Origin of the sequence: Pseudomonas sp. FEMGT703P, assembly GCF_002786345.1 — a bacterium.
GTDB lineage: Bacteria > Pseudomonadota > Gammaproteobacteria > Pseudomonadales > Pseudomonadaceae > Aquipseudomonas > Aquipseudomonas peli.
This window is the reverse complement of record NZ_PGCM01000008.1, coordinates 202,880-229,416: the sequence shown is the minus strand read 5'-3', so window position 1 is coordinate 229,416 and position 26,537 is coordinate 202,880. Positions and strand designations below refer to the sequence as shown.

General features: G+C 62.2%; 16 protein-coding genes. 4 read left to right on the top strand and 12 right to left on the bottom strand.

Translation table 11 applies throughout. From position 1 onward, the window contains the following. The 3 genes from recD to recC form a co-directional block, all read right to left on the bottom strand. On the bottom strand, positions 1 to 1,245 hold a 1,245-nt coding region (recD, locus tag CUR33_RS13160; RefSeq protein WP_289239932.1), incomplete at its 3' end, for an exodeoxyribonuclease V subunit alpha. Continuing rightward, positions 1,242 to 4,787 carry an exodeoxyribonuclease V subunit beta gene (gene recB / locus CUR33_RS13155; protein WP_289239931.1) on the bottom strand — a complete coding sequence of 1,182 codons (3,546 nt, stop codon included), beginning with the start codon at positions 4,785 to 4,787 and terminating at the stop codon, positions 1,242 to 1,244. The genes recD and recB, both read right to left, overlap by 4 nt. Next, positions 4,784 to 8,053, bottom strand: a complete 3,270-nt coding sequence (recC, locus tag CUR33_RS13150) for an exodeoxyribonuclease V subunit gamma (protein WP_289239930.1) — start codon at positions 8,051 to 8,053, stop codon at positions 4,784 to 4,786. The genes recB and recC overlap by 4 nt, the downstream gene beginning before the upstream one ends. A gap of 212 nt (positions 8,054 to 8,265) precedes the next feature. Here recC and CUR33_RS13145 point away from each other — a divergent pair, with 212 nt between their 5' ends. Then, positions 8,266 to 9,912: a Na/Pi cotransporter family protein gene (locus tag CUR33_RS13145; RefSeq protein ID WP_289239929.1), complete on the top strand. Its 1,647-nt coding sequence runs from the start codon at positions 8,266 to 8,268 to the stop codon at positions 9,910 to 9,912. Between the two features lie 36 nt (positions 9,913 to 9,948). Here the strand turns inward: CUR33_RS13145 and CUR33_RS13140 are convergent, their stop codons facing one another. Both CUR33_RS13140 and loiP read right to left on the bottom strand, forming a co-directional pair. After that, entirely contained in the window at positions 9,949 to 10,350 is a 402-nt protein-coding gene (locus CUR33_RS13140; protein WP_289239928.1) for a lysozyme inhibitor LprI family protein, read from the bottom strand. 48 nt (positions 10,351 to 10,398) lie between these two features. After that, positions 10,399 to 11,151 (bottom strand): metalloprotease LoiP, encoded by a 753-nt coding sequence (gene loiP, locus CUR33_RS13135; RefSeq protein WP_289239927.1) that lies wholly within the window; start codon positions 11,149 to 11,151, stop codon positions 10,399 to 10,401. Positions 11,152 to 11,492: 341 nt separating this feature from the next. Here loiP and CUR33_RS13130 point away from each other — a divergent pair, with 341 nt between their 5' ends. The 3 genes from CUR33_RS13130 to CUR33_RS13120 are packed head-to-tail and all read left to right on the top strand — an operon-like array spanning position 11,493 to position 14,309. Then, the gene (locus tag CUR33_RS13130; RefSeq protein WP_289239926.1) at positions 11,493 to 12,482 is read left to right on the top strand and encodes a hypothetical protein; all 990 of its coding nucleotides are present in this window, start codon (positions 11,493 to 11,495) and stop codon (positions 12,480 to 12,482) included. A 1-nt stretch (position 12,483) separates the two neighbouring features. Next, entirely contained in the window at positions 12,484 to 13,734 is a 1,251-nt protein-coding gene (locus CUR33_RS13125) for a peptidyl-prolyl cis-trans isomerase (protein ID WP_289239925.1), read from the top strand. After that, positions 13,731 to 14,309 (top strand): hypothetical protein, encoded by a 579-nt coding sequence (locus tag CUR33_RS13120; RefSeq protein ID WP_289239924.1) that lies wholly within the window; start codon positions 13,731 to 13,733, stop codon positions 14,307 to 14,309. Before CUR33_RS13125 ends, CUR33_RS13120 begins: the two co-directional genes overlap by 4 nt. Positions 14,310 to 14,396: 87 nt before the next feature. Here the strand turns inward: CUR33_RS13120 and CUR33_RS13115 are convergent, their stop codons facing one another. The 7 genes from CUR33_RS13115 to CUR33_RS13085 form a co-directional block, all read right to left on the bottom strand. After that, positions 14,397 to 15,086 (bottom strand): DUF6708 domain-containing protein, encoded by a 690-nt coding sequence (locus CUR33_RS13115; protein ID WP_289239923.1) that lies wholly within the window; start codon positions 15,084 to 15,086, stop codon positions 14,397 to 14,399. 394 nt (positions 15,087 to 15,480) lie between these two features. Then, positions 15,481 to 16,170 (bottom strand): hypothetical protein, encoded by a 690-nt coding sequence (locus CUR33_RS13110; RefSeq protein ID WP_289239922.1) that lies wholly within the window; start codon positions 16,168 to 16,170, stop codon positions 15,481 to 15,483. A 364-nt stretch (positions 16,171 to 16,534) separates the two neighbouring features. Further along, positions 16,535 to 19,960 (bottom strand): toxin VasX, encoded by a 3,426-nt coding sequence (locus CUR33_RS13105; RefSeq protein WP_289239921.1) that lies wholly within the window; start codon positions 19,958 to 19,960, stop codon positions 16,535 to 16,537. Next, on the bottom strand, positions 19,957 to 20,847 hold the full coding sequence (locus CUR33_RS13100) for a DUF4123 domain-containing protein (RefSeq protein WP_289239920.1): 891 nt from the start codon (positions 20,845 to 20,847) through the stop codon (positions 19,957 to 19,959). The genes CUR33_RS13105 and CUR33_RS13100 overlap by 4 nt, the downstream gene beginning before the upstream one ends. Then, the gene (gene tssI, locus CUR33_RS13095; RefSeq protein WP_289239919.1) at positions 20,837 to 22,879 is read right to left on the bottom strand and encodes a type VI secretion system Vgr family protein; all 2,043 of its coding nucleotides are present in this window, start codon (positions 22,877 to 22,879) and stop codon (positions 20,837 to 20,839) included. Before tssI ends, CUR33_RS13100 begins: the two co-directional genes overlap by 11 nt. A 189-nt stretch (positions 22,880 to 23,068) precedes the next feature. Beyond that, positions 23,069 to 23,587 (bottom strand): Hcp family type VI secretion system effector, encoded by a 519-nt coding sequence (locus CUR33_RS13090; RefSeq protein ID WP_108490538.1) that lies wholly within the window; start codon positions 23,585 to 23,587, stop codon positions 23,069 to 23,071. Between the two features lie 302 nt (positions 23,588 to 23,889). Beyond that, on the bottom strand, positions 23,890 to 26,448 hold the full coding sequence (locus tag CUR33_RS13085; protein ID WP_289239918.1) for a TRAP transporter permease: 2,559 nt from the start codon (positions 26,446 to 26,448) through the stop codon (positions 23,890 to 23,892). Between the last annotated feature and the right edge of the window lie 89 nt (positions 26,449 to 26,537).

Below are 26,537 nucleotides of genomic sequence, written 5' to 3'. Positions count from 1 at the left end.
GGCGGCGGGGTCGGCGCTTTTGGCGGCGCTGATATAGGACGCATAGCCCTGATCCAGACGCTCCAGCAGCTCGTTGGGCGTCGGCTGGGCATTCCAGGCCAGATCACTGCGATCTTCCTTGAGCAGGTTCAGCGTACCGCTGACATCGCCGCCGTTAATGCGCCGCGCCAGCTCACCGATGCCGCTGTCGCCAGCAAAGCGGTGGCTGTGGGTCAGCAGCACCACGGCGTCGCCGAGCTGCGAGCTAGGTTGGCTAACCGGCACCTGCTGGCCGGTGATGCGCTGCAGTTCGTTCGCCGCCTGAGCATCAAAGCCACGGCCCTCGCAGAGTTCGGCAAACACCGCACCGGCTTCCACGGCGCAGAGTTGATCCTTGTCGCCGAGCAGGATCAGCCGCGCTATGGGCGGCAGGGCGTCGAGCAGTTTGGCCATCAGCGCCAGGTCGACCATCGAGGCTTCGTCCACCACCAGCACATCCAGCGCTAGGGGGTTGGCCGCGTGATGGCGCACCTGCGGGCTGTCGCCACGGCTGCCAAGCAGACGGTGCAGGGTGCGCGCCTCATCCGGCAGCGCCGCCTTGATCGCCTGGCTGACTGGCAGCGCAGCCTTGGCATTGCGGATTGCCTCGGCCATTCGCGCCGCGGCTTTACCGGTTGGCGCGGCCAGGCCGATGGCCAGATGCCCGCAGCCAGGTTGCTCTAATAACGCGGCGAGCAGACGTACCACGGTGGTGGTTTTGCCGGTGCCGGGGCCGCCGGAGATCACCGCCAACTTGCGTCGCACCGCTTGCGCGGCGGCCAGGCGCTGCCAGTCGGGTTGCTGCTGGTTAAAGGCAAATAGGCGACCGAGGCTTTCGCTCAATTGCGCCTCATCCACCGCAGGCAGATCGGCCGCACGCCGCAACAACTGCTCGGCCAATTGACGTTCGTAGGCCTGGTAGCGCGCCAGATAGAGGCGGCCGTGCTGAAGAATCAGCGGGGTGAAATCACCATCGCCGCCCACCAGGGACGAGGCTTCAAGCTGCGCCTGCCAGTCGCCCAGCGCCGGCAGGCGGAAATCCTGTTCGGGCCAGGGTCGCTGCCCCGCTAGACGCTCAAGCGGCAGGCAGACATCACCCTTATCCAGGGCCGTGCACAGCAGCGCGGCCGAAACCAGCACCACGGGTGAGGCCGCAGGATCGAGGCGCTGCAGGCTATCGACCAGGGCGCGCTCCAGCGGGCCGAGGGGCAGATCGTTAAGCATCACGCGCCCTCCGCAAACAGCTTATCCAATGCATCCAAAAGCCCATCGCTGGGCCGCGAGAAATACACCCCGGCCGTCGGCATGCCGCGCAGAAACAGGTAGTAGGCACCGCCTAACTGTTCATTCCGGAAGTCGTCCAGGCGCTGACGCAGGAAGCGCCGCAGCGCCACCAAGTAGATCATGTATTGCAGGTAGTAATGCTCGGCAGCCAGAGCCTGCAACAGGCGTTCGCCGCCGTAATAGCTGGCGTCCGGGCCGAGCCAGTTGGACTTGTAGTCGGCGATGTACCAGCGCCCATCGTGCTCGAAGGTCAGGTCGATAAAGCCCTTGAGAAAGCCCTTGAGGCTGTCGAATTCAAGGCGTGCCGCCGCCTCGCGCATCGGTGCCGCCAGGCCATGGGCCGGGTCACAGAGAATCGCGCGCAGGCGCTGCACATCCAGCCCGGCCAGGGGGAAGGTAAAGCCCAGTTCGGGCAGGCGTCGTGTTGGATTCAGACAGGCGAGGGTTAGACCCTGGCCATCCAGATCGGCGTCGATCACCTGTTGCAGATGGCCAAGCGCCACGGCCTGCCAGTCGTTGCTGATGCCGTGGCCGCTCAGCCCCGGTTCGATCAGCTCGTTCAGCGCGCCTTTGCCGCGCGCCCAGTCTTCCAGAATGGCGTGCAGGCAAGTACCGGCCCGAGCGCCCCGGGGGAAGGCGAAAAAGCCCGTGCCCGGCTCGCTGGCGTCCGGCAGCACCAGGCCGTCGCGGTCCGGGGCTTCCATGTGCATGCCGGCGGCCAGCCCGGAGAAGCTGCCGATGCGCCAGGCGCTGTGCAGGCTGCGCTGCAACGTGGCGAGTTGCTGCGGGGCTGGGGCGCGCTGCTCGCCGGCGGCGCTGGCCTCGTTGTCACGCAACGGTTGAATGGCCATCTGGCCCTGGCTGCTGGCGATCAACTGTTCGACTTCTGCACGCAGCCCGTGCGGACTCAGGTTTTGTAGATGGCCGGCCAGCTCAGCCAGGGCATCCTCACCCGATAACGCGCGGCCGTGCAGTAGCCAGGCCAAGGCGCTGCTGTGCAGGCCGCTGTCGCCGAGGGTGCCGTCCTTTTTCGGTTTGCAGTCCACCGGCCCCCAGTGCAGCCACAGGCGATCACGCGCGCGGGTCAGGGCGACGTAGGTGAGGCGCAGTTTCTCGGCGAAACGCTCATGTCGGGCGCGCTCGCGGTGCACGTCGAGCTGTTCGCTGCCCAGGTCCAGCAACGGCGTGCCGTCGTCGGCGTGGCAGCTGATGTCTTCATGCTGGCGCAGCAGCGCGCCGTCCCACAGGTAGGGGCAGAACACCAGCGGGTATTCCAGGCCTTTAGAGGTGTGGATAGTGACGATCTGCACCCGCTCGGCATCGCTTTCCAAACGCAGCAAGGCGTCTTCGCCGTGGGCCTCGGCGCTGCGCTGGACGTTGAACCAGGCGAGCAATTGCTCCAGACCGGGGCGTTGCAGGCTTTCGGTTTGCAGCAGCTCGGCCAGGTGCAGCAGGTTGGTCAGACGGCGCTCGCCATCGACCAGCGCCAGCAGCCGCTGGGCCACTTGCTGCTCATCCAGCCAGGCGCGGAAGGCGCGCATAAAGCCTTGTTGCTGCCAGAGTTGATGATAGCGCTCGGCGGCTTCGCGCTCGCGGTCCCAGGCTTGGGCATCCTCGCTGCAGGCGGCCAGATCGGCGGCGCTGCGCCCCAGCAAACGGCTGGCCAGGGCATAACGCAATGCGCCCTCGCGGCCCGGTTCAGCGTAGGCGGCCAGCACGGCGGACAGCTCATCGGCCTCTTCGCTGTGCCAGACGTTCTCCTTGCCTCGGCGCACACTGGGCACGCCACGGGCGGCCAGCTCGGCGGCCACTTCGCCAGCCTGACGGTGGCTGGCCACAAGCACGGCGATATCGCCACCTTTGAGCGGTATGCGCGTGCCGTCTTGCTCAAAAAAGGCTTGGCCCTGACTGCTCGCGCTTAGCACCGCCGCAATGCGCCGCGCGGTGTCGCGAGCGACTATCGCCCCCGCTTCACCTTTGCCCAGGTAGTCGTTATCCAGCCAGACCAACGCCAGCGGCGCGTCGGTTTCATCCTCAACACACGGCAATACCAGTTGCGCCCGCGCCTTAGTGCTGGCCCCGACCTGCTGGTAAGCCAAGCCCTTCTCGGCAAAGGGCATGGGCCGGTCGAACAACTGATTCAGCGCGGCGATCAGCGCGGGCGTGGAGCGGTGGTTGGTGGCCAGGCTGTATTGCCGCGCGGCTTCGCTGCGGGCTTTTAAATACGTGGCTAAGTCGGCACCGCGAAACGCATAAATGGCCTGCTTCGGATCGCCGACAAAACACAGGTCGCCGGCGTCCTGATAAATGCGATGAAACACCCGGTACTGCACCGGGTCGGTGTCCTGAAACTCGTCGATCAGCGCCACCGGATACTGTGTGCGCAGGGTGCTCGCCAAATGTTCGCCGCCTTCGCTCTGCAAAGCCTGCTGCAGCTTGTTGAGCAGGTCATCGAAGGCCAGCAGGCGTTGCGCCGCTTTGCGCGCGGGCAGTTGTTCGTTGAGCTGATGAATCAAGCGCACCTGCAGGTCGATCAGGCGTTGCTCGGCTTCGGGTTGCGCCGCATCGAGGGCATCGCAGAGTTCCTGCAGCGCGGCCGCCAGCGGATTGGCCGGGGCTTCGCAGCCCTTTTTGCTGGCCTTGTTCAGCCCCTCGCGGGCCAACCGGCGGTGCGCCTCAGCTTTGCTGAACAGCGCAGCGGCGTCGCTGAAATAACCGTCCAGTTCGGCCTGCCAGACGCCCAGTTTGGCCGCGTTGCACATATTGCTCTTGAAGCCGTCAAAGGCCTTGAGCTGCGCCAGCCAGCTGGCACTTTCGCCCTGCCAAAGACGCTGCGCCTGCTGCCAGGCGGCGCGCAGAGCGCTCATCTCACTGCGCGTACCGGGTTGCGGTTCGATGCGCAGATAGGGTTTGCCCAGGTGGTTGCGCAAACGCTGACGCAGGACCTGCGGAGTGATTTTCTGCTGCACCAGAAACGCCGCCCATTCCGGCTCGGCGCTGGCCAGTTCATGCCGCCAAAGGTCGGCGAGCAGGGCGTCGATAATTTCGCGATCGTCGTGGGTCAGTTCGTTGTCGAAATCGCCACCCGCTTCAAACGCGGCGTCCTGCAAGGCGCGCTGACAGAAGCCGTGGATGGTGAAGATCGCCGCCTCGTCAAAACCGTGCACCGCCAGCAGCAGACGTCGGTGGCTGGCGGCATCCGGGTACTGGGCATGCAATTCATTAAGCAAGGCGTCGTCGCCCGGCCCCTGTTCATACACCGCCAGCAACTCGGCCAGGCGCTTGCGAATGCGTTCGCGCAGCTCGGCGGTGGCAGCGGTGGTAAAGGTCACCACCAGAATCTGGCTGACGTTGAGCTGCTTCTCCAGCAACAGGCGCGCGTACAACGCGGTCAGGGTCCAGGTTTTGCCGGTGCCGGCGCTGGCCTCGATCAGCGAGCGGCCGGTGAAGCTGTCGTGCAGCAGGTTCAGGCTGGCGCTGCTCATGCTTCGTCCTCGTCACTGCCTTGCAGGGCATCCAGCGCCGGGCCGTAAAGCTGTTCGGCCAGCATTTCAAAGCGTTCATCCATCGCTTCACGGTCGCGAAAAGCCAGGGCATTCCAGGGATCCTGACCTTCGCCGGTCATAAAGTCATTGCCTTGCCACATCACCCGCGCTTCGCTGCGGGCAGCGTCAATCGGCTCCTTCTTGCCGGGGCTACGCCATTTGCGGGCAAAGCCGTGGCTGCACTTGGCGAACAGCGGCAGCGGCTCGCACAGCGCGTTTTTGTAGGCTTCGAGCCAGGGCACCAGCAGCTCGCGGGCATTGGCCAGCGCGCCCAGACGCCATTCGCTTTTCGGCGAGAGCAGACGGCTGTCACGGCTGATCTCGGGCGTGGCAGCGCAGTTGAGCAGCAGATGGCGCAGCCAGAATGGCGCCAGCTCCCAGGCGCCGAGATCACGCAGGCGGTAGTCGAACAGGCCAGCGCTGGTCACGCCATCCAGCCAGCCGTGGATGCGCACACCCGCCAGCTCGATATCGACCAACAGCGGTTGCGGCGCGTCATCCGGGCGCTCGTCAAACAGGGTTGGCGCAAAGGCGCGGATTGGCCCGCGAATCTGCCCCCAGTGCGCCTGGCCCAGTTCGCCCACTGGCAGCCAGCCGGACGCCGCAGCTACGGCGCGCTCCTGGCGTTCACTCCAACCGTTCTCGATAGCCTGCAACGCCAGCTGCCGCAGGCCATGCTGACTGGTCCACTCGACGCTAAAGGGCTCGTCGCCGGCCAGGGTTTCCTCGCTCTGCGCCAGGCGCAGGCCAAGGCGTTGTTCCAGCAGGTAGCGCGCCGGGTGTTTGAAACAGTGAATCAGCTGGCTGGGTTCGATAGAGAGCGGAACGCCGCCCGGCAAATCTTCATCCGGTTTATCCAACGGACTGGCAAAGGGTGCGGGGGCTTGCACCGCCTGACTCAAACGCTGCGCAGCGTGGAACCAGGGCGCGGCAAAGCCGGCATGGCGGTTGCCGGCGAAGTTACCCGGCGCGAAGGGTTGCAATGGATGGTGGTGAGTAACCCTTGCGCTGGCCGGGCCGTTGCCATCTACCGCCGTGAGGTCGACCACATCCAGCAATTCGCTGACCAAAACCGAAGGCGGCAGCTCGGCGTTGCTGCGCGGGTCGCGGCCGACGTAGCTCAGGTATAGGCCGCCACGGGCCGAGAGCAGGGTTTCCAGCAGCAGGTAACGGTCGTCCAGACGGCGTGCGCGGTCGCCACGGCGGGATTTCTGGCTGATCAGGTCAAAGCCCGCTGCCGGGGTGCGGCGCGGCAATGCGCCGTCATCCAGGCCAAGCAGGCAGACCAGTCGGAACGGCAGGCTGCGCATCGGCACCATGGTGCAGAAGGTCACCGTGCCGGTGAGAAAGCCAGAGGCGGCGCTGCCCTGCTCCAGGGCAGCGGTCAGCTGCTGGCGGATCAGCGCCAGCTCAATCGGCCGTTCAACCCCCGAGGCGTCGCCCTGTTCTTTGAGCGCCGCACAGGCTTTGGACAGCAGCAACAGGGTGTCACCGGCCTCGCGCTCATCGAACAACTGATCAATCAGCCCTTGCAGGGATTCGGCCCATTCGCCCAGGGCGCGCGGCCGTTGCAGGCTCTGCGCCAGCACGGCCAAGCGCTCGACAAAACCGGCCAAGCGCCCGAGCAGTTGTGCGCGGCCGCCTTCCAGCGCATCCAGCGGCCAACTGTCGCCCAGCAACGGCGCCGCCAGACCGGCCAGCTGCGGCGGCGCGGCAAAACCCAGCAGCAGGCGGTCCAGCCCTTGCCGCCAGGTAAAGGCCGCGTCGGCCGGCAGGCCCAGTTGCTCACGGTGCGTTTCATCACGGCCCCAGCGCACGCCCGCGTCGCGCAGCCAGTCGCGCAGCAGCGGTAAATCTTCGGCTTCGATACCTGCGCGGCGGGCAATAGACGGCTGTTCCAGCCAGGCCAGAATTTCTTCGGCAGCAAAGCGGCTGTCCGGCAGCGCCAACAGGTTGAGGAAGGCTTCGATCAGCGGGATTTCCGCGCGCAGGCTGCGGTCGGCCAGGCTGAACGGCACGCGCGGCACACCTTCACGCGGGGCAAACACCGCTTCGATATAGGGCGCATACCGCTCGATGTCCGGGGTCAGCACCACCACCTGATCGGGCGTCAGCGCGGGGTCGGCGGCAAAGCGGGCGAGCAGTTGGTCATGCAGGATTTCCACCTCGCGCAGCGGCGAGTGGGCGACGTGCAGTTCCAGCGAGCGATCGTCCCCACGCAGCAGCAAACGCTCATCGGCGCTGCGGGTGCGCAGTCGCAGGATGTCGTTTTGCAATGCCTGCAACAGGCTGGCGTCGTGCAGGTGTTCATCCTCGGAATACAGGCCGATTTCCTGACTGCCTTCGCTGGAGGCCAGGCTAAACAGGCTGTCGAAAAAATCGCGGCCCTGCTTGCCCAGGCTGGCCAGCAGTGGGTGGCCAACATCCAGGTACCAATCGTCCGGACTGAGTTCAGGCTGCCTGGCCAACTCACGAATATCGCGAATCTCGCCCCAGGCTTCACGGCACGGGTTGAGGGCGAAAACAATCACCTGAGTGTGCCGCGCCAGGCCTTCCAATACCCGCATATGGTGCGGCGGCAGCGAACTGATGCCAAACACCAGCACGCGCTCGGGCAGCCCGGCGATGGGCGTGGCGTCATACAGGCGGGTGAGCAGCTCTTCCAGCAACCGCGCGCGGTGTGGATGGCCGTCTTTGGTCAGCTCGCGCCAGAGCAGCGCCTGCCAGGCTTCATCCGGGCCGAGATCGAGCAAGTCGTTGCGCTCCCAGGCGGCCAGCCAGTCGTCGCGATACAGCAGGTATTGGTCGAATACGTCAGCGATCTTCACGGCCAATGACAGCCTGCGGCGCTCATCGCCACCTTCCAGGTAATGCGCCAGACGCGGTGCTTCAGCCAGCTGGGCCGGCTCGCACAGCCAGTCATACAAGCGCCAGCTCAGGCTGCTGGGACTGAATGCCGACTGCTCCGGCAGTTGCCCCAGGCACAGGCGCGAGACGTCCCAGACGAACTTGGCCGGCAGCTGCACCTCCAGCTGCATGGCAATGCCCTGCTTGCGCGCCAGCTCCAGCGTCAGCCAGCGCCCCATGCCCTGGCTCGGCACCACCACCAGCGCCGGCGCAAAGGGCTCACGCATCGGCGTGGCGAGCAGGGCGGTGGCCAGCTCGCCAAGGGTTTCCAGGTCGGGGGCGTGATAAAGCGTAAGCATCGGAGGGGGTCGCTTCCGTTCAGTAGCGGGCAAGGTTATCAGCTCACACAGCCTGGCGGGATTGCGCGACAGTCTGTGTCGCGCGCTGGCGCAGAGTGCTAACCCCAGCTAAAGCTAAATACAGGGTCTGCGCTTCTACAAGATGGGCCTTTATAACAAGTAAAAACCACGCGTCACGCTGCAACCGGGCGGGCGCGCCAGGGAGCAGCACCATGCTCACCCTGCTGAATCTTCTGTCTGCCGTCGCCCTGCTGATCTGGGGCACCCATATCGTCCGGACCGGCATCCTGCGGGTGTATGGTTCGCACCTGCGCAAGGTGCTTAGCCATAACGTCAGCAAGCGGCCGCTGGCGTTTGCCGCCGGCATCGGCGTGACCGCGCTGGTGCAGAGCAGCAATGCCACCGCGCTGCTTGTTACTTCGTTTGTCGCTCAGGGGCTGATGGCGCTGACTCCGGCGCTGGCGATCATGCTCGGTGCAGACGTCGGCACCGCGCTGATGGCGCGGGTGCTGACCCTCGACCTGAGCTGGTTGAGCCCACTGCTGATCTTTCTCGGCGTGGTGTTCTTTCTCTCGCGCAAACAGACCCGCGCCGGTCAGCTTGGTCGTGTGGCCATCGGCCTGGGGCTGATGCTGCTAGCGCTTGAGCTGATCGTTGCCGCCGCTACGCCGATCACCCAGGAGCAGGGGATCCGCGTGCTGTTCGCCTCGCTGACCGGCGACCTGCTGCTGGATGCCTTGGTCGGCGCGCTGTTCGCGCTGATTTCCTATTCCAGCCTGGCCGCCGTACTGCTCACCGCCACCCTGACCGGCGCCGGCCTGATCAGCCTGCCGGTGGCCATTGGCCTGGTAATTGGCGCGAATATCGGCAGCGGCGTGCTGGCCTTTCTCACCAGCAGCCTGCAAACCCCAGCCGGACGCCGCGTGGCCCTGGGCAGCCTGCTGTACAAGCTGATCGGCCTGCTACTGGTGATGCCGTTCCTCGATCCGCTGGCCAACTGGCTAGACAGCCTGAACTGGCGGCCCGAGGAGCTGGTGATCGGCTTTCACCTGCTCTACAACAGCCTGCGCTGCCTGCTGATGCTGCCCACGGTCGGACTGATGGCGCGCTTCTGCAACTGGCTGCTACCGGATCGCCCGGACGAAAACGGTATCGCCCGCCCGCGCCACCTCGACCCCACAGCGTTGGCCACACCGAGCCTGGCGCTGGCCAATGCGGTGCGCGAAACCCTGCGCATCGGCGACCTGATCGAGACCATGCTCAATCACCTGCTGGAAGTCCTGAGTGGCGGGCAAACCGCCCTGGGCAAGGAGCTGCGCCGCCTGGATGACGATGTCGATGCGCTTTACAGCGCGGTCAAACTCTACCTGGCGCAGGTGCCGCGCGAGGTGTTGAGTGAGCACGACAGCCGGCGCTGGGCGGAGATCATCGAACTGGCGGTGAACCTGGAGCAGGCCGGCGACATCATCGAACGCATGCTCGGCAAAGTGCAGGATCAGAAAACTGCGCAGCGCCATTCATTCTCGGACAGCGGCCTGGAAGAACTCACCGCCCTGCACGCCCAGCTACTGGCCAACCTGCGCCTGGGCCTCTCGGTGTTTCTCTCCGCTGACAAGGAAAGCGCGCGCCAGCTGCTGCGCGAGAAACGCCGCTTCCGCGCCCAGGAACGCCGCCTGGCACACGCCCATGTCAGCCGCCTGCACCATCAGGTGGTGCAAAGCATCGAAACCAGCGCCCTGCATATGGAGCTGATTGCCGATATGAAGCGCCTCAACTCGCTGTTCTGCGCCAGCGCCTATGTGGTGCTGGAAAGCAGCGAGACAGGCGCCTTGCACAGTCAGGACATAGCAGGTGAGTAGTCTGCCGCGGGTTAGCCTCGGGCGAAAGATGGAGTTCTAGCCGCCGATATCGAGCAAAAATTCCAGTTCGACGAGCCGGTCGATGTTCAGCTCCATCGGGCAGGTGTAGTACATCGGCGAACCAATGTGCTTACCCTGCATATCGCAATGCGCGTTGCGATAGATAAGCCAGGCCTTCTGCGCCTCCTCGAGCTGTTGGGCATCTTCCGACGAGGCTTGCTGCAGTTTGAGGTAGAGGCGCTGGTAAGTAAGGTTCATCTGTTTCTTCGCAACATCCGAAACGCCCTCAGCGCAGGCTGCAACCAGGCTGTTAGTAAGCCCCTCGCTAGTCTCCAGGCAGTCATTGTAGCGAGCATCCAACTCATCACTGCTAGCTGCATTTACCTGAGTAGCTAGTAGCAAAGAAGCACAGATCAATAGAGCGCATAGGTTATGCATGGGTGACTCCTGAAACAGAAGGGGCCGCTGCTGCGGCCCCTTCATGGATCACTTACCGGCGGCAATGCGCTGGCGGATGTGTGCGGCGCGCTCGGCCGAGCCCGGGTGGGAGTCAAACATGCTGCTGTCGCCACCGCCGAGTTGAGCCAGCTTGTCGAAGGCACTGGCCAGACCCTGCAGCGGAATGTTGCGCTGCTTCAGCAGATCGAAGGAGAAGTTGTCGGCAGCGCTTTCCTGAGACTGGGAAAACTGCGCGTTAATCAGCGCCTCGCCCAAATCACCCAATTGCGAGCTGGACAGCGCCATTGCTGCACTGTTGCCGGAGGAGGCAATGGCACCACGAGCCACCGAAGTAGCGTAGGCCGCTTGCATCGCCTTCTTGGTGTGGCCGAGAGCAACGTGGCCCATCTCATGGCCCAGCACGCCTTCCACTTCGTTGTCGTTCATCAGGTCCATCAGGCCGCTGTACACACGCACACAACCGTTGGCCATGGCCCAGGCGTTGACTTCGTCAGTCAGGTAAACCTTGTAGGTAACCGGCGTCCCGTTGACCTGGCTGCCGAGGTTGTGGGCAATCGTTTCCAGACGCTTGCTGTACTTGCTATCGGCTGGCGCGATTGGCGACTGGGCGTCCATCTGTACGCAGGCGTCGTCGGCCATGCTCTTCACTTCAGCATCGCTGAGAGTGGCAGCCTGCATGGTTTGCAGCCCGGTGCTAAGCATGGCGTCGGGGCTCATGTTCTGGCAGCCGGAAAGCAGGGTGGCAAGCGCAAGCGCGGAAAGGGAGAACTGCAGTTTCATGGTCATCGTCCTTGAGGAGTGAGGCAATGGAGTAGCCGAGAGGCAGCGGCGTCCCGGCCGGCGCGGCATTGTCGGTGATATGCGCAGCTCCAAAGCGAGACACAGCTCACGTTCTGCAGCTTGGCTCAGGTCGCCAATGCCCCAGTACCCAGACGGCTTTGCACCATAAAAACAGTGGCGCGGCCTAAGGCGCGCAAGAAAATTGGTCTATACCACCAAACCTTAGTTGGGTTGAGGCAACCCGACGCATAGGTTTTAAGTTGGCGTGCGGCATTGCAACAGTTCTGCCATCAATGACCGCTAATACTGCTCAACTCCAACAACAAAAGAGCGCCTTCCCTATGAAAACCCTCACCTCCCTGGTCGTTGGTCTAGGCCTGGCTTTTAGTGCCAGCCACGCCAGCGCCTGGTCGCAACCTACACACAAGAACATCGTCAAGGACGCCCTGGCCTTCCTCAACTCGGCGCACGCCACGCCCGAGATGAAACGCGCCTACCAGTTCTACGTCGGCGCAGCCGGCAGCGAAGCCCGTGCCGGGGAAATCCTCGGCCAGGCTGCCTACGACGTCGATGACTTCCAGGACACCCGTCTGGGCGGCTGGTGGGTCGGCTACGAGCACGCACCGGTGTATGGCGCAGCGGCCTCCATCGTCAATTACACGTCCTATTGGCACTTTATCAACATGGCCCGCCAGGGCGACGCCCACGGTAACGACCACGGCGGTTACGACTACCGCTACCGCAAGGTGGATGGCAGCTGGAGCGGCGACGTTGACTGGTACGCCATGGTTTACCTGTACAACCGCGAGCTGAAGAAAAGCGACTTCGACACCACCGAAGCGCATTACCGCCAGGGCACTTCCTCCAACTGGCAGGCGCACTACGGCGACTTCCAGACGGCGGCCTTCCAGCCCATCGATAACCTGGCCAAGTACTGGTTCGATCAGTTCAAGAACGCGCCGTCCCTGCAAACCATCGGCTACTCGTTGCACACCACCGGCGATGTCGCGCAGCCGCACCATGCCTGGGTTACGTCGGGCAATGGCCACTCCGGCTGGGAAGGCTGGGTGGATGACCATTACTTCAGCGAAGGCCTGAACAATATCGCCTCCGTGGCCAACCGCGTCGGCAGCTATGACGCACAGAAGCCGATCCGCGATCTGCTGACCCAGACGGCCCAAGTCGCCTACCAGCGCCCCGAACCGCTGTATGACACCAGCTACGCTACGCGCCTTCGAGTGGCCAAGGAGCTGATTCCGGAGTCCATCGCCCTGACCGTCAGCGTGCTGACCAAGGGTGCCAACACCTTCTACGGCCAGGGTGGCCTGTAAGGTGCGCGGGCTTATCCAGCGCAGTTTGCTGGTACTGGGGCTGACCGGCATCTGCCTGTCGGCCCTGGGCAGCCAAGACATGCGTATCAACGGTGAACGCCTGCCCGGCAAAAGCATCGGCCTGCTGGAGCAGGCCATGACCCGGGTCAAATTCAACACCGACCTGCGCCTGCTGCGCACAGGCCTGGCGGAAAACCACCTGCTGGCCCGCGAGGTGGAAACCGAACTGAGCAGCAAATACAGCAGCGATCTGGATGCCTTGGTCGAGCGCGAAGCCGCCAACCTGATCGAGCAGGTCTACGGCCGCCAGTTCGACCACGATGTCCGACCCTTTCTGCGCCAACCACAAGCGCTGAGCAGTGCGCGGCTGCGCCAGGTGCTGACCGCGCCAACCCAAGGCGTAGTGCTCGATAGCCTGCAATTGAGCCCCCAACAACAGGCCGATGCCGCGCAGGTGCAGCTGATCAGCTGGCAGTTCCCTGGGCAGACCGAACAACGTCTGAACCTGCTGGAGCTGTATCAGGACGACAACGTGCAAGGCCGGGTGGAGCTGCAACAGGGCAATCTGCTGTACCTGGCCGAACAGGTGCGTCAGCGAGCGCTGCGCGACTACCTCTGGTATCAGCTTGAGCGGAAGGGTTTCAGCCCGGACGAGCAGGCCGGCATCCGCCAGCTGGTGCGCGACAAACTCGTCCGCCACAAATACCTGCACCAGCTCGGCCTGCACAACGACTTCCACCATGAAACCGCCAGCCTGCGCGAGCGCGCCAGCCGGGTCAGCGATGCGGATGCCGAGGCCTACTACCAGCGCAACCTGCAGCTCTACCTCAACGTTGCCCAAGTGCAGGCCAGCCATATCCGCCTGCCTGATCAAGCCAGTGCCGACCGGGTGTATGCCGAACTGCAAAAGGGTCTGAGCTTCGATGATGCAGTGCGCCGCTACTCACTGGCGGAAACCAAGAGCCACACGCCACCCGGCGACCTCGGCCTGATTCACCCGCAGGATGCGCAGCTGGATTTTCTGCGCAAGACCGCCCTACTGCAGAAGGCGGACAGCATTTCTCAGCCGATGCTGATCGACGGCGCCTTCGAGATCGTTCAAGTACGCAGCCGCGAGGATCGACAGCTGCCACTGAGCGATCCCAGCGTGCGTTATGAGGTCAACCAGGCCGTCGCCAAGGAACAGCTGACCCAAGCCTTCCAGGCCCGCGTTAACGCTCTGCTGGCCAACGCCAAGGTGGAAGGGCTATGAAGGCCTTCGGTATCGGTCTTCTCGGCGTGATCACGGCGGTGACCATCGTCGTTGTGCGCACGCCCCAGGCCGACACCGCGCCAGCCGCTGCAGCACAGGCTGCAACGCCGATCAGCCCGCCCATCCGCTTGCCAGAGATGCCCGCTGCCCTACCGACACAGCAGCCAGCTGCAATTCCAGCGCCCGCAGAAAAATCGGTGGAAGAACCGCCCAGCGAACCGCAACTGAATGCCCAGGAAGCACAGATGCTGATCCAGCTAATGGCCGACCAAGGAGACCCACGCAGCCCGACCCTGGGCCAACTCAAACCGCGCCAACCCGCCTCCGCCGCACAGCTGGCCGACCCGACGCAGTACAGCGCCTTCGAAGACCAGCAAACCCGCGACCAGATCATGGCCTACGCCAGCGGCGTGCAGCAGATCCCCGCCATCCGCGAACGCATCGAACAAGCCGCGCAATCCGGCGAACGCAGCCAAACCGAACTCGACGAAGCCCGCGCCGCGCTTGAGCAACTGGAAATGCTGCAGAGCAAACTGCAAAGGGAGGGGCCGGAGTTGTTGCCGGAGGGGGATTAATTACAGAAAACAGGCGCTACGATCCACACCGCCACCTTGCTAAGACGCATCCGTATAGCTGGAGGCGCACGCTGACGCAATAACGGGTCAGGCGCTGACCTCAGCTGCTTCGGCAACTTGCTCGGTAAACCTGATTTTGTAGTAATCCAGCATGGTCTGGCCCTGGGCGTAGGCTTTGCTCACCTCGGCACTTTCCTTAAGCAGTGCTTCGCTCGGTTTGGCCTGCTGCTCGCTGGGCATAGGTTGCGACCAGTCCAACACCGCCTGCGGGAAGACAGCCTTGGGGCGGCGGTTGACCCATTGGGCGATATGGCAGGGTAAAGTCCAGCCGCTGCAAAACTGGATGACAAGAAAGCCGAAGGCATAACGTGGCCACCAGTGCTCCTTGCGATAAACACCCCGGCACATATGAAAGTACGCCACAGTGCCTTCCTGAAATTCCTCGTCGGACAGCACCGGTACCGGCAGGGCCGCAGGCCCTTGTTCCATATACACGCGAATGGCCTCCCACTCGCTGACCACCAAGCCCAGGTTGCCGCCTGGGATGGTGACCCAATACACGTCGCCGGTATCGGCATTACGCAAACCGAGCATCAGAGCAAAGCTTGGCATGACGGCGTATTGGGTGATGACTTGGCTGGCCGATACGCAGGCGATCACCTCTTCCCAGGGCACATAGACCGGCGCTTCGCCACGGTATACCAGGGCCACTTCGCGGCGCTGGCGGTTAAAGCGCACAGGGGAGCGGGCACCGATATTGCGGATGATGCGGAACATGTTGTAAGCGGCTAAAGATGCAATAAAGCCAATAAAGCCCCACATGAACCAGTTTTGAGTTATCAGTCTTATAAGAACTTCAAATGGAGGGGCACCATGACGCAAATGGTCACTAATCCCCAAGCCAAGTCCTATTAGAAAGAAGAAAATCACTAGCGACATAACCGAACCAATATAGGCTCGCACCGCAAATTCAACGCTGGCCTGACCCGCCCCTACATCGAGAAAAACCTCATTGGCCTCCTGATGCAACTGTTGACCACTAAAGGCCGGCATACCGGTGGGTACCGGCTTGGGCGATAGGTAGAAGACTTCAGCCCCCCCTTCTTGTTCGAAGTCCCCGGTGCGGGGCAGTCGGTCGTATTTACTCTGAGGCATGCAGGTACTCTTGTGGTCAGTCCGCTACCGCAGCTGTTTCGGCTGCTGGCTCGGTAAACCTGGCCTTGTAGTAGTCCAGCATTGTCTGGCCCTGGGCGTAAGCTTTGCGCACTTCGGCACTTTCCTTAAGCAGTGCCTCGCTGGGTGTGGCATGTTGCTCGCTGGGCATAGGTTGCGACCAGTCCAGCACCGCCTGCGGGAAGACAGCCTTAGGGCGGCGGTTGACCCATTGGGCGATATGGCAGGGTAAAGTCCAGCCGCTGCAAAACTGGATAACGAGAAAGCCGAAGGCATAACGTGGCCACCAGTGCTCCTTGCGGTAAACCTGGCGACACATATGGAAGTAGGCCACGGTGCCTTCCTGAAACTCCTCGTCTGACAGCACCGGTACCGGCAGGGCCGCAGGCCCTTGTTCCATATACACACGAATGGCCTCCCACTCGCTGACCACCAGGCCCAGGTTGCCGCCGGGAATGGTGACCCAGTAAACGTCGCCGGTGTCGGCATTACGCAGACCGAGCATCAGAGCAAAACTGGGCATCACGGCGTACTGGGTGATGATCTGGCTGGCCGACACGCAGGCAATCACCTCTTCCCAGGGTACATAGATAGGGGCTTCGCCTCGGTAAACCAGGGCCACTTCGCGGCGCTGGCGGTTAAAGCGCACAGGGGAACGGGCGCTGACATTGCGGATAATGCGGAACATGTTGTATGCGGCTAAAGATGCGATAAAGCCAATAAAACCCCACACGAACCAATTTGTAAGTACCAGCCTTATAAGGACGTCGAATATTGGAGCACCACTATGTAAATAATCATCAACCCCTAAACCGATACCAGCCAGCAAGCAAAGTATTATTAGAAACATCACCGAACCAATATAGGCCCGTGCTGCAAACTCAACGCTGGCCTGCCCCGCCCCTACATCGAGAAAAACCTCATTGGCCTCCTGGTGTAATTGCTGGCCACTAAAGGCTGGCATACCGGTGGGTACGGGTTTAGGCGACAGGTAGAAGACTTCGGCCCCCCCTTCATGTTCGAAGTCCCCGGTGCGGGGTAGGCGGTCGTATTTACTCTGAGGCATGCAGGTACTCCGGGATGATATCAAGCCACTGCGGGGCGATGCGGGTCGGGCCGGCAGCGGGTACGCCCTTGATCGGCTGCTTTGAGGCAGCGGGGCGCAACGGTATTGCATAGTACAGGTGGGCGTCGCTCTGTTTGAGCGGTTTGCTGGCCAGCTCCGGCTGCACCGCCAGGCGCAGGCGCAGTTGCGATTGCGGCCCCGCCCAGTCGGCCGCTAGTTCCAGTTCGAGGGTAAGCGGGTTATCGCCGACTTGGCGCAGGGCATTGCGCACTATCGCCCCGACATCCTTCGCCGGCCAGCGGAGTTCGTACTGCCATTCCGCGGTCAGGCGCAACGGGTGCTGGCGCAGGCTGGCCAAGCTCACACCCGGCAGGCTCAGCAACAGGCGGCGCGAGTGTTCGCCATCCTGTGGGCGCTTGACCAGGCCCTTGTCAGTGATCACTGGGCGCAGCGTGGCCTCGGCCAGGCCCTGGGCATGGGTGGGCCAGTCCCAACCCTGGCTTTCCAGGCCCCAGCAGCACCCCAGCATCCAGCGCTGCTGATCCTCCAGATTGCTGTAGTTGTACAACGCCTCACCACCGAACTGTAGGGCCGTCGCTGCCAGGCCCCAAGGAGTCAGGCGAGCGGAAAAGCTCAGGAACCGTACGCCGCGGGTCGCCCAGGCGCTGCCTAGGGTCGCTGCTCGGTGACCGGGGGCGGCGCGTGAGGCCTCCATCATCAAGCCACCAAACTCGGCAAATGCCTTAGCTGTAATCGCCGCATTGACGGCGGTGCTGCCGGTATCGCCGGCAAATGCCATTAGCGCGCCGGCCTGCTCGCCGGTGGTGCCGGTGCGCATGGCATCCAGCCATTTGTTCCAGTTGCTCCAGGAGGTGCCGGCCGAACCCCACAAAGCCAGCGGAGAGATAACCACCCCCAGGCCCAACCCCAGCTTGCCCAGCTTGACGGCGAACTGCAGGCCGCCTTTGCCGCCGGAGCTGGCGATAATGGCCTTGAAGGCTTTATCCACCAAGGCGATATGGGCGTTTTGATAGACCGATAGAGCGGATGCAACAGGGGCAAAGATTGCGCCTAATACCAAAGCATCGTCCTTGATTGTTCTATTCCCCCTAGTGCCACGCCAAGCCTCCAGCGCATCCCCCAAGTTCCGCAACTGCAGGGTCAGTGCAATCAGCGGCAGTGCACTGCTCTTCAACGCCGCCGAATGTGCGCCCGTCTCGCCATAGGCGCCGCGTGCGCCGAGGCGTAGCCGACGGATTTCTTCATTGAGCAGGCTTTGCTGGGCCGGGTCGATTTTCAGTTTGACGCCGATAAAGCCCACCTGCACCGCACTGGTGGTAATCACGCCGTCCTGAAGCTGGCTGACCAGGGCGCTGCGCTGCTGACGCACGGTGACCAGTTGCTGGTTGTACAGCTGCTTTTGCACCTTGGCGTTTTGCTGCTCGGCCGCACTGAGGCTGCTGCGCTTGCTGTCGGCCTTGGCCTGGTCGCGTAGGACGCGCAGCTGATCTTCGCTGTCCATTAGTTGGATAAGGGTTGCGAGCCGGGATTTGAACAGCGTGGCGTCCTGCTCGGTCGCCAGCAACAGGTTGGCACCTTCGGTCGTCAGGGCGGCCAGATTGCTCAGGCGCTGAGCGCGGTTGCTGTAGGTGCCGAGCTTATCCAGGTGGGCCTTCAGATCGGGGCTGTTCAACTTGCCCTGCACACCCGCCAGCCAGTCCTGCAGGCGCAAGGCAATGGCTGGCGAATAGGCCGCGTTTACCGCCTGGCTGACGTTGTGGGCACTAGGGCTGAGGTTGAGGCTGCTGGCCCAGTGGCTGCCCAGCATAACGCCGACTTCTTGCAGGCGAACCTGAGCATCTTCCAGGCCGCCTTTCAGGTTGCGGGCATCGTCGAGCCATTTGGTCAGATCCCCCGACTTGCTCAGCAGGAAATCCAAATCCAGGCGGCTAGCAAAGACCGGCAGGATGTAATACGGGTATTTGTGAAAATACTCGCTAACCGCTTTAAGGCTGTCCTCGGTGCGGCACATGTCGCGCACGCAATTTTGCTCGGTGACCAGCGCGGCCATCAGTTGATCGGGCACCTTGGGATCGAAGTACCAGGCGCTGCGATGGTATTCGGCCTTGGTGAAGAGGCCGACACGGTCCTCGGTGATGCGGTCGAGACGAGCATTCCAGCGCTTGAGGTGAGCACGCTCTTTATCGAGGTATTGGCGCATTGGCTCATGCCGCACCAGGTCATGGATGCCGCGAGCACCTAGGCCTTTACCCTCGAGCGCCGCATCGCTGTGGTCTTCGATGGCTTCGATATCGTCTTCCAGCTCGTCATAAAGGTCAGCGCCCAGCGCCGCCTCCATGGTTTTTTTCTTGACTGCGACATCTGCCCTGGCGGCTCGGGTCTTGGGATCAAAACCGCGACCGGGGTAATGAGCGGTGCCAGGGCTACTACTGCGCATACCGTTAAGGGCATTGCGCGCGTTAATGTAGTCATAGATGGTCTGACGCTGGGCAGGTGTAGTTTTCTCGAACAAGGCCTCACTGGTGCCAGCGCCTCGCGCTGTCTTATCGTTTACCACCATGAGGGTCTCGATGTAGCTGCCGACCACATACTTGAGATCATTACGCCCCTGCTCGACCCAGTTCTCGATCCAGCCGACAACAGTGTCCTGTTCCTGGGCGAGGTCACGCATAACCCCGATAGTGTCCTTGAACACCAGATAAAGATGGTCGTGTTCATAGGTGGCGAGCAGTTGTTTCTTAATCGCGCCGATGGCGGTTTTGCGGTATAGCGGTGCGTTTTCCCAGACGTAGTCTTCGCCCTCTTGGGGATTGGCAGCAGCCGGCCGGGGTGAACTGCCAGGTTGTTCAGCCACCTCGGCAAGCCACTTTTCTGCTTGCTTAGCAGTGAGCAAGTGGTCGCCGCCATTAGCACAGGTAGCCTTGGATAACTCCACCCGCTGCATGAAATGCTCGCGCTCCTTACGGCTTTTGAGCATCTGCGAGCACTTGAAGGCCGTCCATTGCAATTCGGAGAAGCTGACATGCAGCGTGCTGCCGCGCGCAAAGACCAGGCTATTTTCCGCCGATTTGCCCTGCCGTTGGTCCTGGATGGCCTCTTTGCCCTGCCAGACGAACTTGGTCACGTTGCCCTGTTCGACGCGGTACTCATGCAGGTAGCCGGTTTCGTTGTCGATCACATACAGCCAGCCGTCGCGCAGCAGGCGGATGCCCAATGGCCGCGATTTGAGTTTGTAAGGCAAGCTCAACTCCGCCGCAGGGTCGAGCCGCTCAACCAGGCCATAGCGCAAAGGCAGTAGCTGCACCTTGTTTTTCATCAGCGGGCAGGCACCGACGGGAATCTTGGCATCACTCTTGGTCTTGTCGGCGTGGTTTGGGTTACTGCGGGTCATGTGGAGATCCTTTCCGCTGACTGGGCGCGGGCGTATGCCATATCCGCGGCCTGTTCAATACGCTGTGTGGGTGTTAGCGACGAGGGCTGGCCTAGCAATGCGGCGATGTCACTGTGAGCGCTGAGCGCATCAGTCCCTAGTAGGCCGAAGATATTGGCGTAAAGCGTTATGTCGTGTTCGCTGTGGAAGCCTTGGGCATAGGCTTGCTCAGCCAACAACCGTAAATGCTGCCACCGTTCAGGCCGGCTCAGTGCATGCTGATAGCCGGGGAAGTAGTCACGCATATGTTCGTCGAGCCGGATGAGGATGCCGCGAAAAGACACATCGCCGAGCATCTCCAGTTGGGACTCTGACAACTGGTAGGGGCGATCATGGCGGGCGCCGTCTGTCGAGCCGGTGCCGTGATGCTGGTGCCAGCAGTCCTGAACCCGGTCTGCGGCAACGACCTGTTCGATAGGGCCAAATAGGGTTACGTCGTTATCCCGCGCAGCTTGCTCGAGTAACGCATGAACGACTGCCGGATCAGCCAAACGTAGCAGCATGTCTTCACCCAACGGATGACGAACGCTGACCAACCAGCGCAAGTGATTCAGCAACTCAGCCCGGCTGGCACGTGTGAACAGCAGGTAACCCCACTCGTCGCGACTGTTTTCAACAAAGGCGACAAGTGCCGGATCCTGCTGCCCGGTCAGGCAAACCAGGCATGGGGAAACATCGCTCAGCTCAGCCCACGGGGTATCCAGGTACAGCACGTCGAAGTCAGGCGACTCGGACCACTGATATAGATGTTGCGGCAGTGCCTCGACGCTGATGCCGTCCAGTAACAGATAAGCGGGAACGTCCCAGGGCAAGGCTGCAGGCAGTTGACGCAGATCGTTAGCCAACATCTGCGGACTCCAGCTTGGCAGCTTCACAGATCACACAAAGTGGCTGCTTACGCATCAGCGCTTGGCGCTGCGCCTGAATCAACAGCTCCCCCGCCTTATCCGCATCCGCCGGCTTAACCTTACCCGGCAGAATCGGCGCAGCCCCCGACCCACTCCCCGGCGCGCCGCCGGAGTTGAATTTGATGATCGGGCCGACCATTGTGATGCCGCTGGCATCGAGTTTGATAAAGCTGCCGGCGGCTTTGAAGGTGAGTTCGCTGCCGGCTTCGAGTACGACTTTCTGGCCACTGGACAGGTGGATCTCTTGGCCTGCGTTGATAAATTGGCCGATGCCGATTTTGATGTGCTGGTTGTTGCCGACGGTGAGGTGGTCGTTAGCTTTGATCTCGCTTTTGCGGTCGGCATGGGTGGTGCGGTGTTCTTCGGCTTTGAATTCGCTGTAGCTGTTGGCTTCGACGGTGTCGTGGCGTTCGTTGCCGATGCGGATTTTCTGGTCGTGCTCGATGTTCTCGTCCCAGTCGCGCTCGGCGTGGATGTAGATCTGTTCGGCGCCCTTTTTGTCTTCGATACGCAGCTCGTTATAGCCGCCACCGCCGGGGCTGCTGAGGGTCTTGAACACACTGCGGGTCTTGTTCGCCGGCAAGGCGTAGGGCACTACGTGTTCTGCGTGGTACAGACAGCCGGTGACCAGCGGTTGATCGGGGTCGCCTTCGAGGAAGGTGACCAGCACCTCCATGCCCACCCGCGGAATGGCGATGCCGCCGTAGCGGTCGCCGGCCCAGCTTGAGCTTACACGCAGCCAGCAGCTGGTTTTATCGTCGGCTTGGCCTTCGCGGTCCCAGAAGAATTGCACCTTGATCCGGCCGTACTCGTCGCAGTGAATCTCTTCACCGGGAGGGCCGGTAACCACCGCGCTTTGGCTGCCGAGGATGCGCGGTTTCGGGTGATTGAGCGGCGGCCGATACAACACGGTCCAGGGCGTAGCGGTAAAGCGGTTGCGGTAGCCCTGCTGGAAACCATCGCTGGCCTCGGTGTGGCTGGTCACCGACTCTTCCAGCACCTGCGGCTGTTTGCCCTCGTGGTGGATTTCGGTGAGCAGCCAGAGGTCGTTCCAGCTAGCGCGCGGGTGCTCGGTCAGCGCCAGGAAATGGCCGCTGACCAGCAGCGGCTGATCACCGTCGCCTTGCGCCAGTTCGAAGTCGTGGCGGTGGCGTTCGAGGATGCGCTGGCTAAGGTGTTTGCCGCGCTCGCGGTCGACAAAACGGCCGGGGTAGTCGTAATCCTCGAGGTCGGGTTTGAACGCGCTCTTGGCGTCCGCCTCCATCAGCAGCTTGGGTTTTTCGAAGTCGTAGTCGCGGCGGGTCACCCGGCTTGAGCGGGTTTCCACGCGCACGCCGAAGCGCTTGATCACCGGCTTGTCAGCGACCAGACCGCTGTCTTGTTGATAAGCAGTGGGGGCAAGTTTGGGGAACGGCGTCTGGTCGTCGCCGAACACCACTACATGGCCTTGCTCGCTGTGCTGGAAGTGGTAGTGAATACCTTCTTCCTCGCACAGGCGCTGGACAAAGTGCAGATCGGATTCGTCGTACTGCACGCAGTACTCGCGCTCGGGGTAAATCGAGCCGAGTTGGAATTGGTAGGCGTTGGCCTGAATGCCGTGCTCTTGCAGCACTTGGCTGATGATCTTCTCCACCGTCAGGTGCTGGAAGATGCGTTGGTTGCTGCGGTGTGCCAGGTACGCCAGTTTCGGGCGCAAGGTCACGTGGTAGCGGCTCAGGCGCTTGCCGGATTCGCCCTGGGCGACGCGGTAAATCTGCCCGTGAATGCCGTGGCCGGCCTGATCGAACGCGAGAAAAGCGGCCTGATGCAGCAAGCTTTCCAGATCCAGATCAGGGCGTTCGCTGACCAGTTCCAGTTCGAACTCGAAGGGCTGACTGATCGCCTCGCGACCGGTGAATTCGAGCACCTGCAGGTCGTGGCTCACACCTTCGATCGTCAGGCTGAAATGCGTCTGGTTGGCGGCGGCGAACATTCGTTGTTCCTCTCGTTTCGTTCCATGAATCAAACCACTGCGCATTTCTAAACCAGGCTTGGCCTGGCAGCTGTGCCTGTTCGCGATTTTGCGCGATGCCTGTCAGCGTTTGGCGACGCAGGTCTCACTAGAAACGCAGCGGCCAGGACAAGCCTGGCCGCTGCGGTATTACGCGAACTCAGCCAATGCTTAGGCGGAGATCGGGGTACGCCAGTCGTCGGAGCCGGAAGTGCCGGAGACTTCGTGGGTCCAGACGATTTTGCGGTAGGTGAAGTACACGTCTTCCAGGTGAGTGAAGTGCGACATGTTCGGGTCCTGGCAGTTCGGCATACGCGACTGCACGTCAACGATCACGGCATCTTCCAGCTCGATGGTGAAGTAGTGCTCTTGAGTACCGGTGGAGGAAGTGCGGTACCACTCCAGACGGCACTTGGACAGACGCTCACCGGAGGTCAGGGAGTTGAAAATCAGCGGCGAGGATTTGTCGAAGACTTTGGTGATCATCAGCGGCTTGTGTACGCGCTGGCCAGTCGGCTGACCGGACTGCGGATCACGCGGGATGATGACCTGGTGGTTGAAGGCTTGAACCAGGATCTGGTCTTCATGACCTTCCTGGAAGATGTTACCGACGGAATCTTCGGTGAAGGTGCCGGCAGTGATCAGGCCTTGTTTGGTGCCTTCGAGGGACAGATACGCGGGTGTTGGCATGAGTGCTTTCCTTGCCTTGGGTCATGGATCTGCAGTGATCCGGGAACTAACCCTATAGCGACAAGCATGCCAATTAAATAAAACTCATATAAATCAGCATCTTGTGATCTTTCAAAGCGCAAACTCAAACCCACTGTGCGCCAGATCACTAAAAGCTGAGCAACTTGTTGCGCAGGGCTGCGCAAGTTTCTGCGCAGCCCGCTCAAAGCCAATGGCGACAAGACCTACAGCCTGATCCCCAGAGACTTATCAACAATCCGCTGCGCAACAAGCTGCGCAGCGGGTGAGGCGTCAGGCTCGACTCAAGCCGTACCGTTGGCCCGCCGGCGACGCTGCAACCAGACCACCAGGGCGAACACCAGGAAGCCAGGAATCCACATCAGCTCCTTGGTCCAGCGATCCGTTGGCGCCCGTACCTTGAGGATTTCCTGATCGAACTCCAGGCCTGCTTCAGCCGCCGGACTGCCGAAGGTGACGCTGTCGACCAGCACCTTGCCGCCCTCTTCATAGGTCAGCAGGCCGAGCTTCTCCAGGCGCTCTTCACCCGTGGCGCCTTCCGGCACCGGCAGCAGCAGGCTGAACTCGCGGGCATCGCCCACGGCATCCTCGCCTTTGATGCGCAGACGCAGCTGGCTGCCATCGGCTACATCACCCAGGGCCTGGGCCAGTTGCGCGGGCGGGATGTCACGGTAAGGGTCGTGCACCATGTCCATCCAGAAGCCCGGACGGAACAGGGTGAACGCCACCAGCAACAACAGCAGGTTCTCGTACCAGCGGCTGCGCACTAGGAAGTAACCCTGGCTGCCGGCGGCGAAGATCAGCATGGCGACGGTGGCGATGATAAAAATCAGCACCCCGTGCCAGAAATCCACGTCGATCAGCAGCAGGTCAGTGTTGAAGATAAACAGGAACGGCAGCACCGCTGTGCGCAGGCTGTAGTAGAAGGCTTCAAGACCAGTCTTGATCGGATCGCCCTTGGACACCGCGGCAGCGGCGAACGAGGCCAGGCCCACCGGCGGTGTCACGTCGGCCATGATGCCGAAGTAGAAGACGAACAGGTGCACGGCAATCAGCGGCACGATCAGGCCATTCTGCTGGCCGAGGGTCACGATCACTGGCACCAGCAGGCTAGACACCACAATGTAGTTGGCAGTGGTCGGCAAGCCCATGCCCAGCACCAGGCTGAAGATCGCCGTCAGCACCAGCATCAGCAGCAGGTTGCCCATCGACAACAGCTCGACCAGATCGGCCAGCACTAGGCCCACCCCGGTTTGCGACACCGCGCCGACGATGATGCCCGCCGCCGCCGTGGCAATGCCGATACCAATCATATTGCGCGCACCGGCAATCAGGCCTTCACGCAGGTCGATCACGCCGTCCATAAACGAGCCGTGGGCATGGGTGCCATCGGTGCGCAGCCAGCTCAGCAACGGGCGCTGAGTCAGCAGGATGATCACCAGCATGACGCTGCCCCAGAAGGCCGACAGGCCGGGAGACAGACGCTCGATCATCAGGCACCAGACCAGCACCACCACCGGCAGCAAAAAGTGCAAACCGGAAAGCAGTACGGCGCGGGTTTGCGGCAGTTTGTCGAGCGGCGCATCCGGGTCTTCCTCGGGCAGCACCGGTACGCTGGCGGCGATTTTCAGCAGGCCCAGGTAGATCAGCGCCAGCAGCGCGCCGATACCCGGCAGGGCGTATTCACCCAGCGCCGGCTTGAGCCAGCCGAGGCCGTAATACACCGCCAGCGACAGGCCGCTGATCAGCGCTGCACCGAAGGCGAAGCCTGTCAGGCGGCGCAGCCAGGGCTTGGGCTGATTGCCGCCCACTGGTTGCAGGCCGAGCTTCAGCGCTTCCAGATGGACGATATACAGCAGGGCAATATAGGAAATCGTCGCCGGCAGGAAGGCGTGCTTGATGATCTCGACATAGGGCATGCCGATGTACTCGACCATCAGAAAAGCCGCTGCCCCCATCACTGGCGGCATGATCTGGCCATTCACCGACGACGCCACTTCCACCGCGCCGGCCTTCTCGGCAGAGAAGCCGGTGCGCTTCATCATCGGAATGGTGAAGGTGCCGGTGGTCACCACGTTGGCAATCGACGAGCCGGAAATCAGACCGGTCAGCCCCGAAGCAACCACTGCGGCCTTGGCCGGACCACCGCGGAAGTGGCCGAGCATGCTGAAGGCCAGCTGAATAAAGTAATGCCCCGCGCCTGCGCGCTCGAGCAAGGCGCCGAACAGCACAAAGAGAAATACGAAGCTGGTGGATACGCCGAGGGCGATGCCGAACACGCCTTCAGTGGTGATCCACTGGTGGTTGGCCATGGCATTGAAGCTGACCCCACGGTGCGCCAGCAGCCCTGGCATATAAGGCCCGGCCAGGCTGTAAACAAGGAACAGCAGGGCGATAATCGCCAAGGGCGGACCCAGGGCGCGGCGTGTAGCTTCCAGCAACAGTGGGATGCCGATACAGGCCGTCACTAGGTCAGCCGTGGTCAGGCTGCCGGGCCGTAAAGCCAGCTGTTGATAGAAAATAAACAGGTAGGCGGCGCTGGCTGCAGCGACCAAGCCCAAGGCGATATCCAGCAGCGGCACGCGATCACGCGGCGATTTGCGAAAAGCCGGGTAGGCGAGAAACGCCAACAACAGGGCAAACGCCAGGTGGATAGCGCGGGTTTCGGTGTCGTTGAACACACCAATACCGAACACAAACGGCAGCGGCGAGGCGATCCACAGTTGAAACAGCGACCAGAGCAGAGCCAGGCCGGTGATCACCTGCGCCATGGCCCCAAGCGGGGAACGCGCACCGACATCCTGGGCAATCAGTTCTTCGGTGGACAGTTGCTTGTCATGCATGGGTTGAACCTGCATTCGAGAGTACGGAAAACGGCAAAACCCGCAGCCTTGCAGCTGCGGGTTTGCTTATCTGAAAACACTAGCCCGTT

Excerpts from the sequence above, each read along its gene's own strand:
- recB (WP_289239931.1), bottom strand. The coding sequence starts at position 4,787 with ATGAGCAGCGCCAGCCTGAACCTGCTGCACGACAGCTTCACCGGCCGC.
- recC (WP_289239930.1), bottom strand. The coding sequence starts at position 8,053 with ATGCTTACGCTTTATCACGCCCCCGACCTGGAAACCCTTGGCGAGCTG.
- CUR33_RS13145 (WP_289239929.1), top strand. The coding sequence starts at position 8,266 with ATGCTCACCCTGCTGAATCTTCTGTCTGCCGTCGCCCTGCTGATCTGG.
- CUR33_RS13140 (WP_289239928.1), bottom strand. The coding sequence starts at position 10,350 with ATGCATAACCTATGCGCTCTATTGATCTGTGCTTCTTTGCTACTAGCT.
- loiP (WP_289239927.1), bottom strand. The coding sequence starts at position 11,151 with ATGAAACTGCAGTTCTCCCTTTCCGCGCTTGCGCTTGCCACCCTGCTT.
- CUR33_RS13130 (WP_289239926.1), top strand. The coding sequence starts at position 11,493 with ATGAAAACCCTCACCTCCCTGGTCGTTGGTCTAGGCCTGGCTTTTAGT.
- CUR33_RS13120 (WP_289239924.1), top strand. The coding sequence starts at position 13,731 with ATGAAGGCCTTCGGTATCGGTCTTCTCGGCGTGATCACGGCGGTGACC.
- CUR33_RS13115 (WP_289239923.1), bottom strand. The coding sequence starts at position 15,086 with ATGTTCCGCATCATCCGCAATATCGGTGCCCGCTCCCCTGTGCGCTTT.
- CUR33_RS13110 (WP_289239922.1), bottom strand. The coding sequence starts at position 16,170 with ATGTTCCGCATTATCCGCAATGTCAGCGCCCGTTCCCCTGTGCGCTTT.
- CUR33_RS13105 (WP_289239921.1), bottom strand. The coding sequence starts at position 19,960 with ATGACCCGCAGTAACCCAAACCACGCCGACAAGACCAAGAGTGATGCC.
- CUR33_RS13100 (WP_289239920.1), bottom strand. The coding sequence starts at position 20,847 with ATGTTGGCTAACGATCTGCGTCAACTGCCTGCAGCCTTGCCCTGGGAC.
- tssI (WP_289239919.1), bottom strand. The coding sequence starts at position 22,879 with ATGTTCGCCGCCGCCAACCAGACGCATTTCAGCCTGACGATCGAAGGT.
- CUR33_RS13090 (WP_108490538.1), bottom strand. The coding sequence starts at position 23,587 with ATGCCAACACCCGCGTATCTGTCCCTCGAAGGCACCAAACAAGGCCTG.
- CUR33_RS13085 (WP_289239918.1), bottom strand. The coding sequence starts at position 26,448 with ATGCATGACAAGCAACTGTCCACCGAAGAACTGATTGCCCAGGATGTC.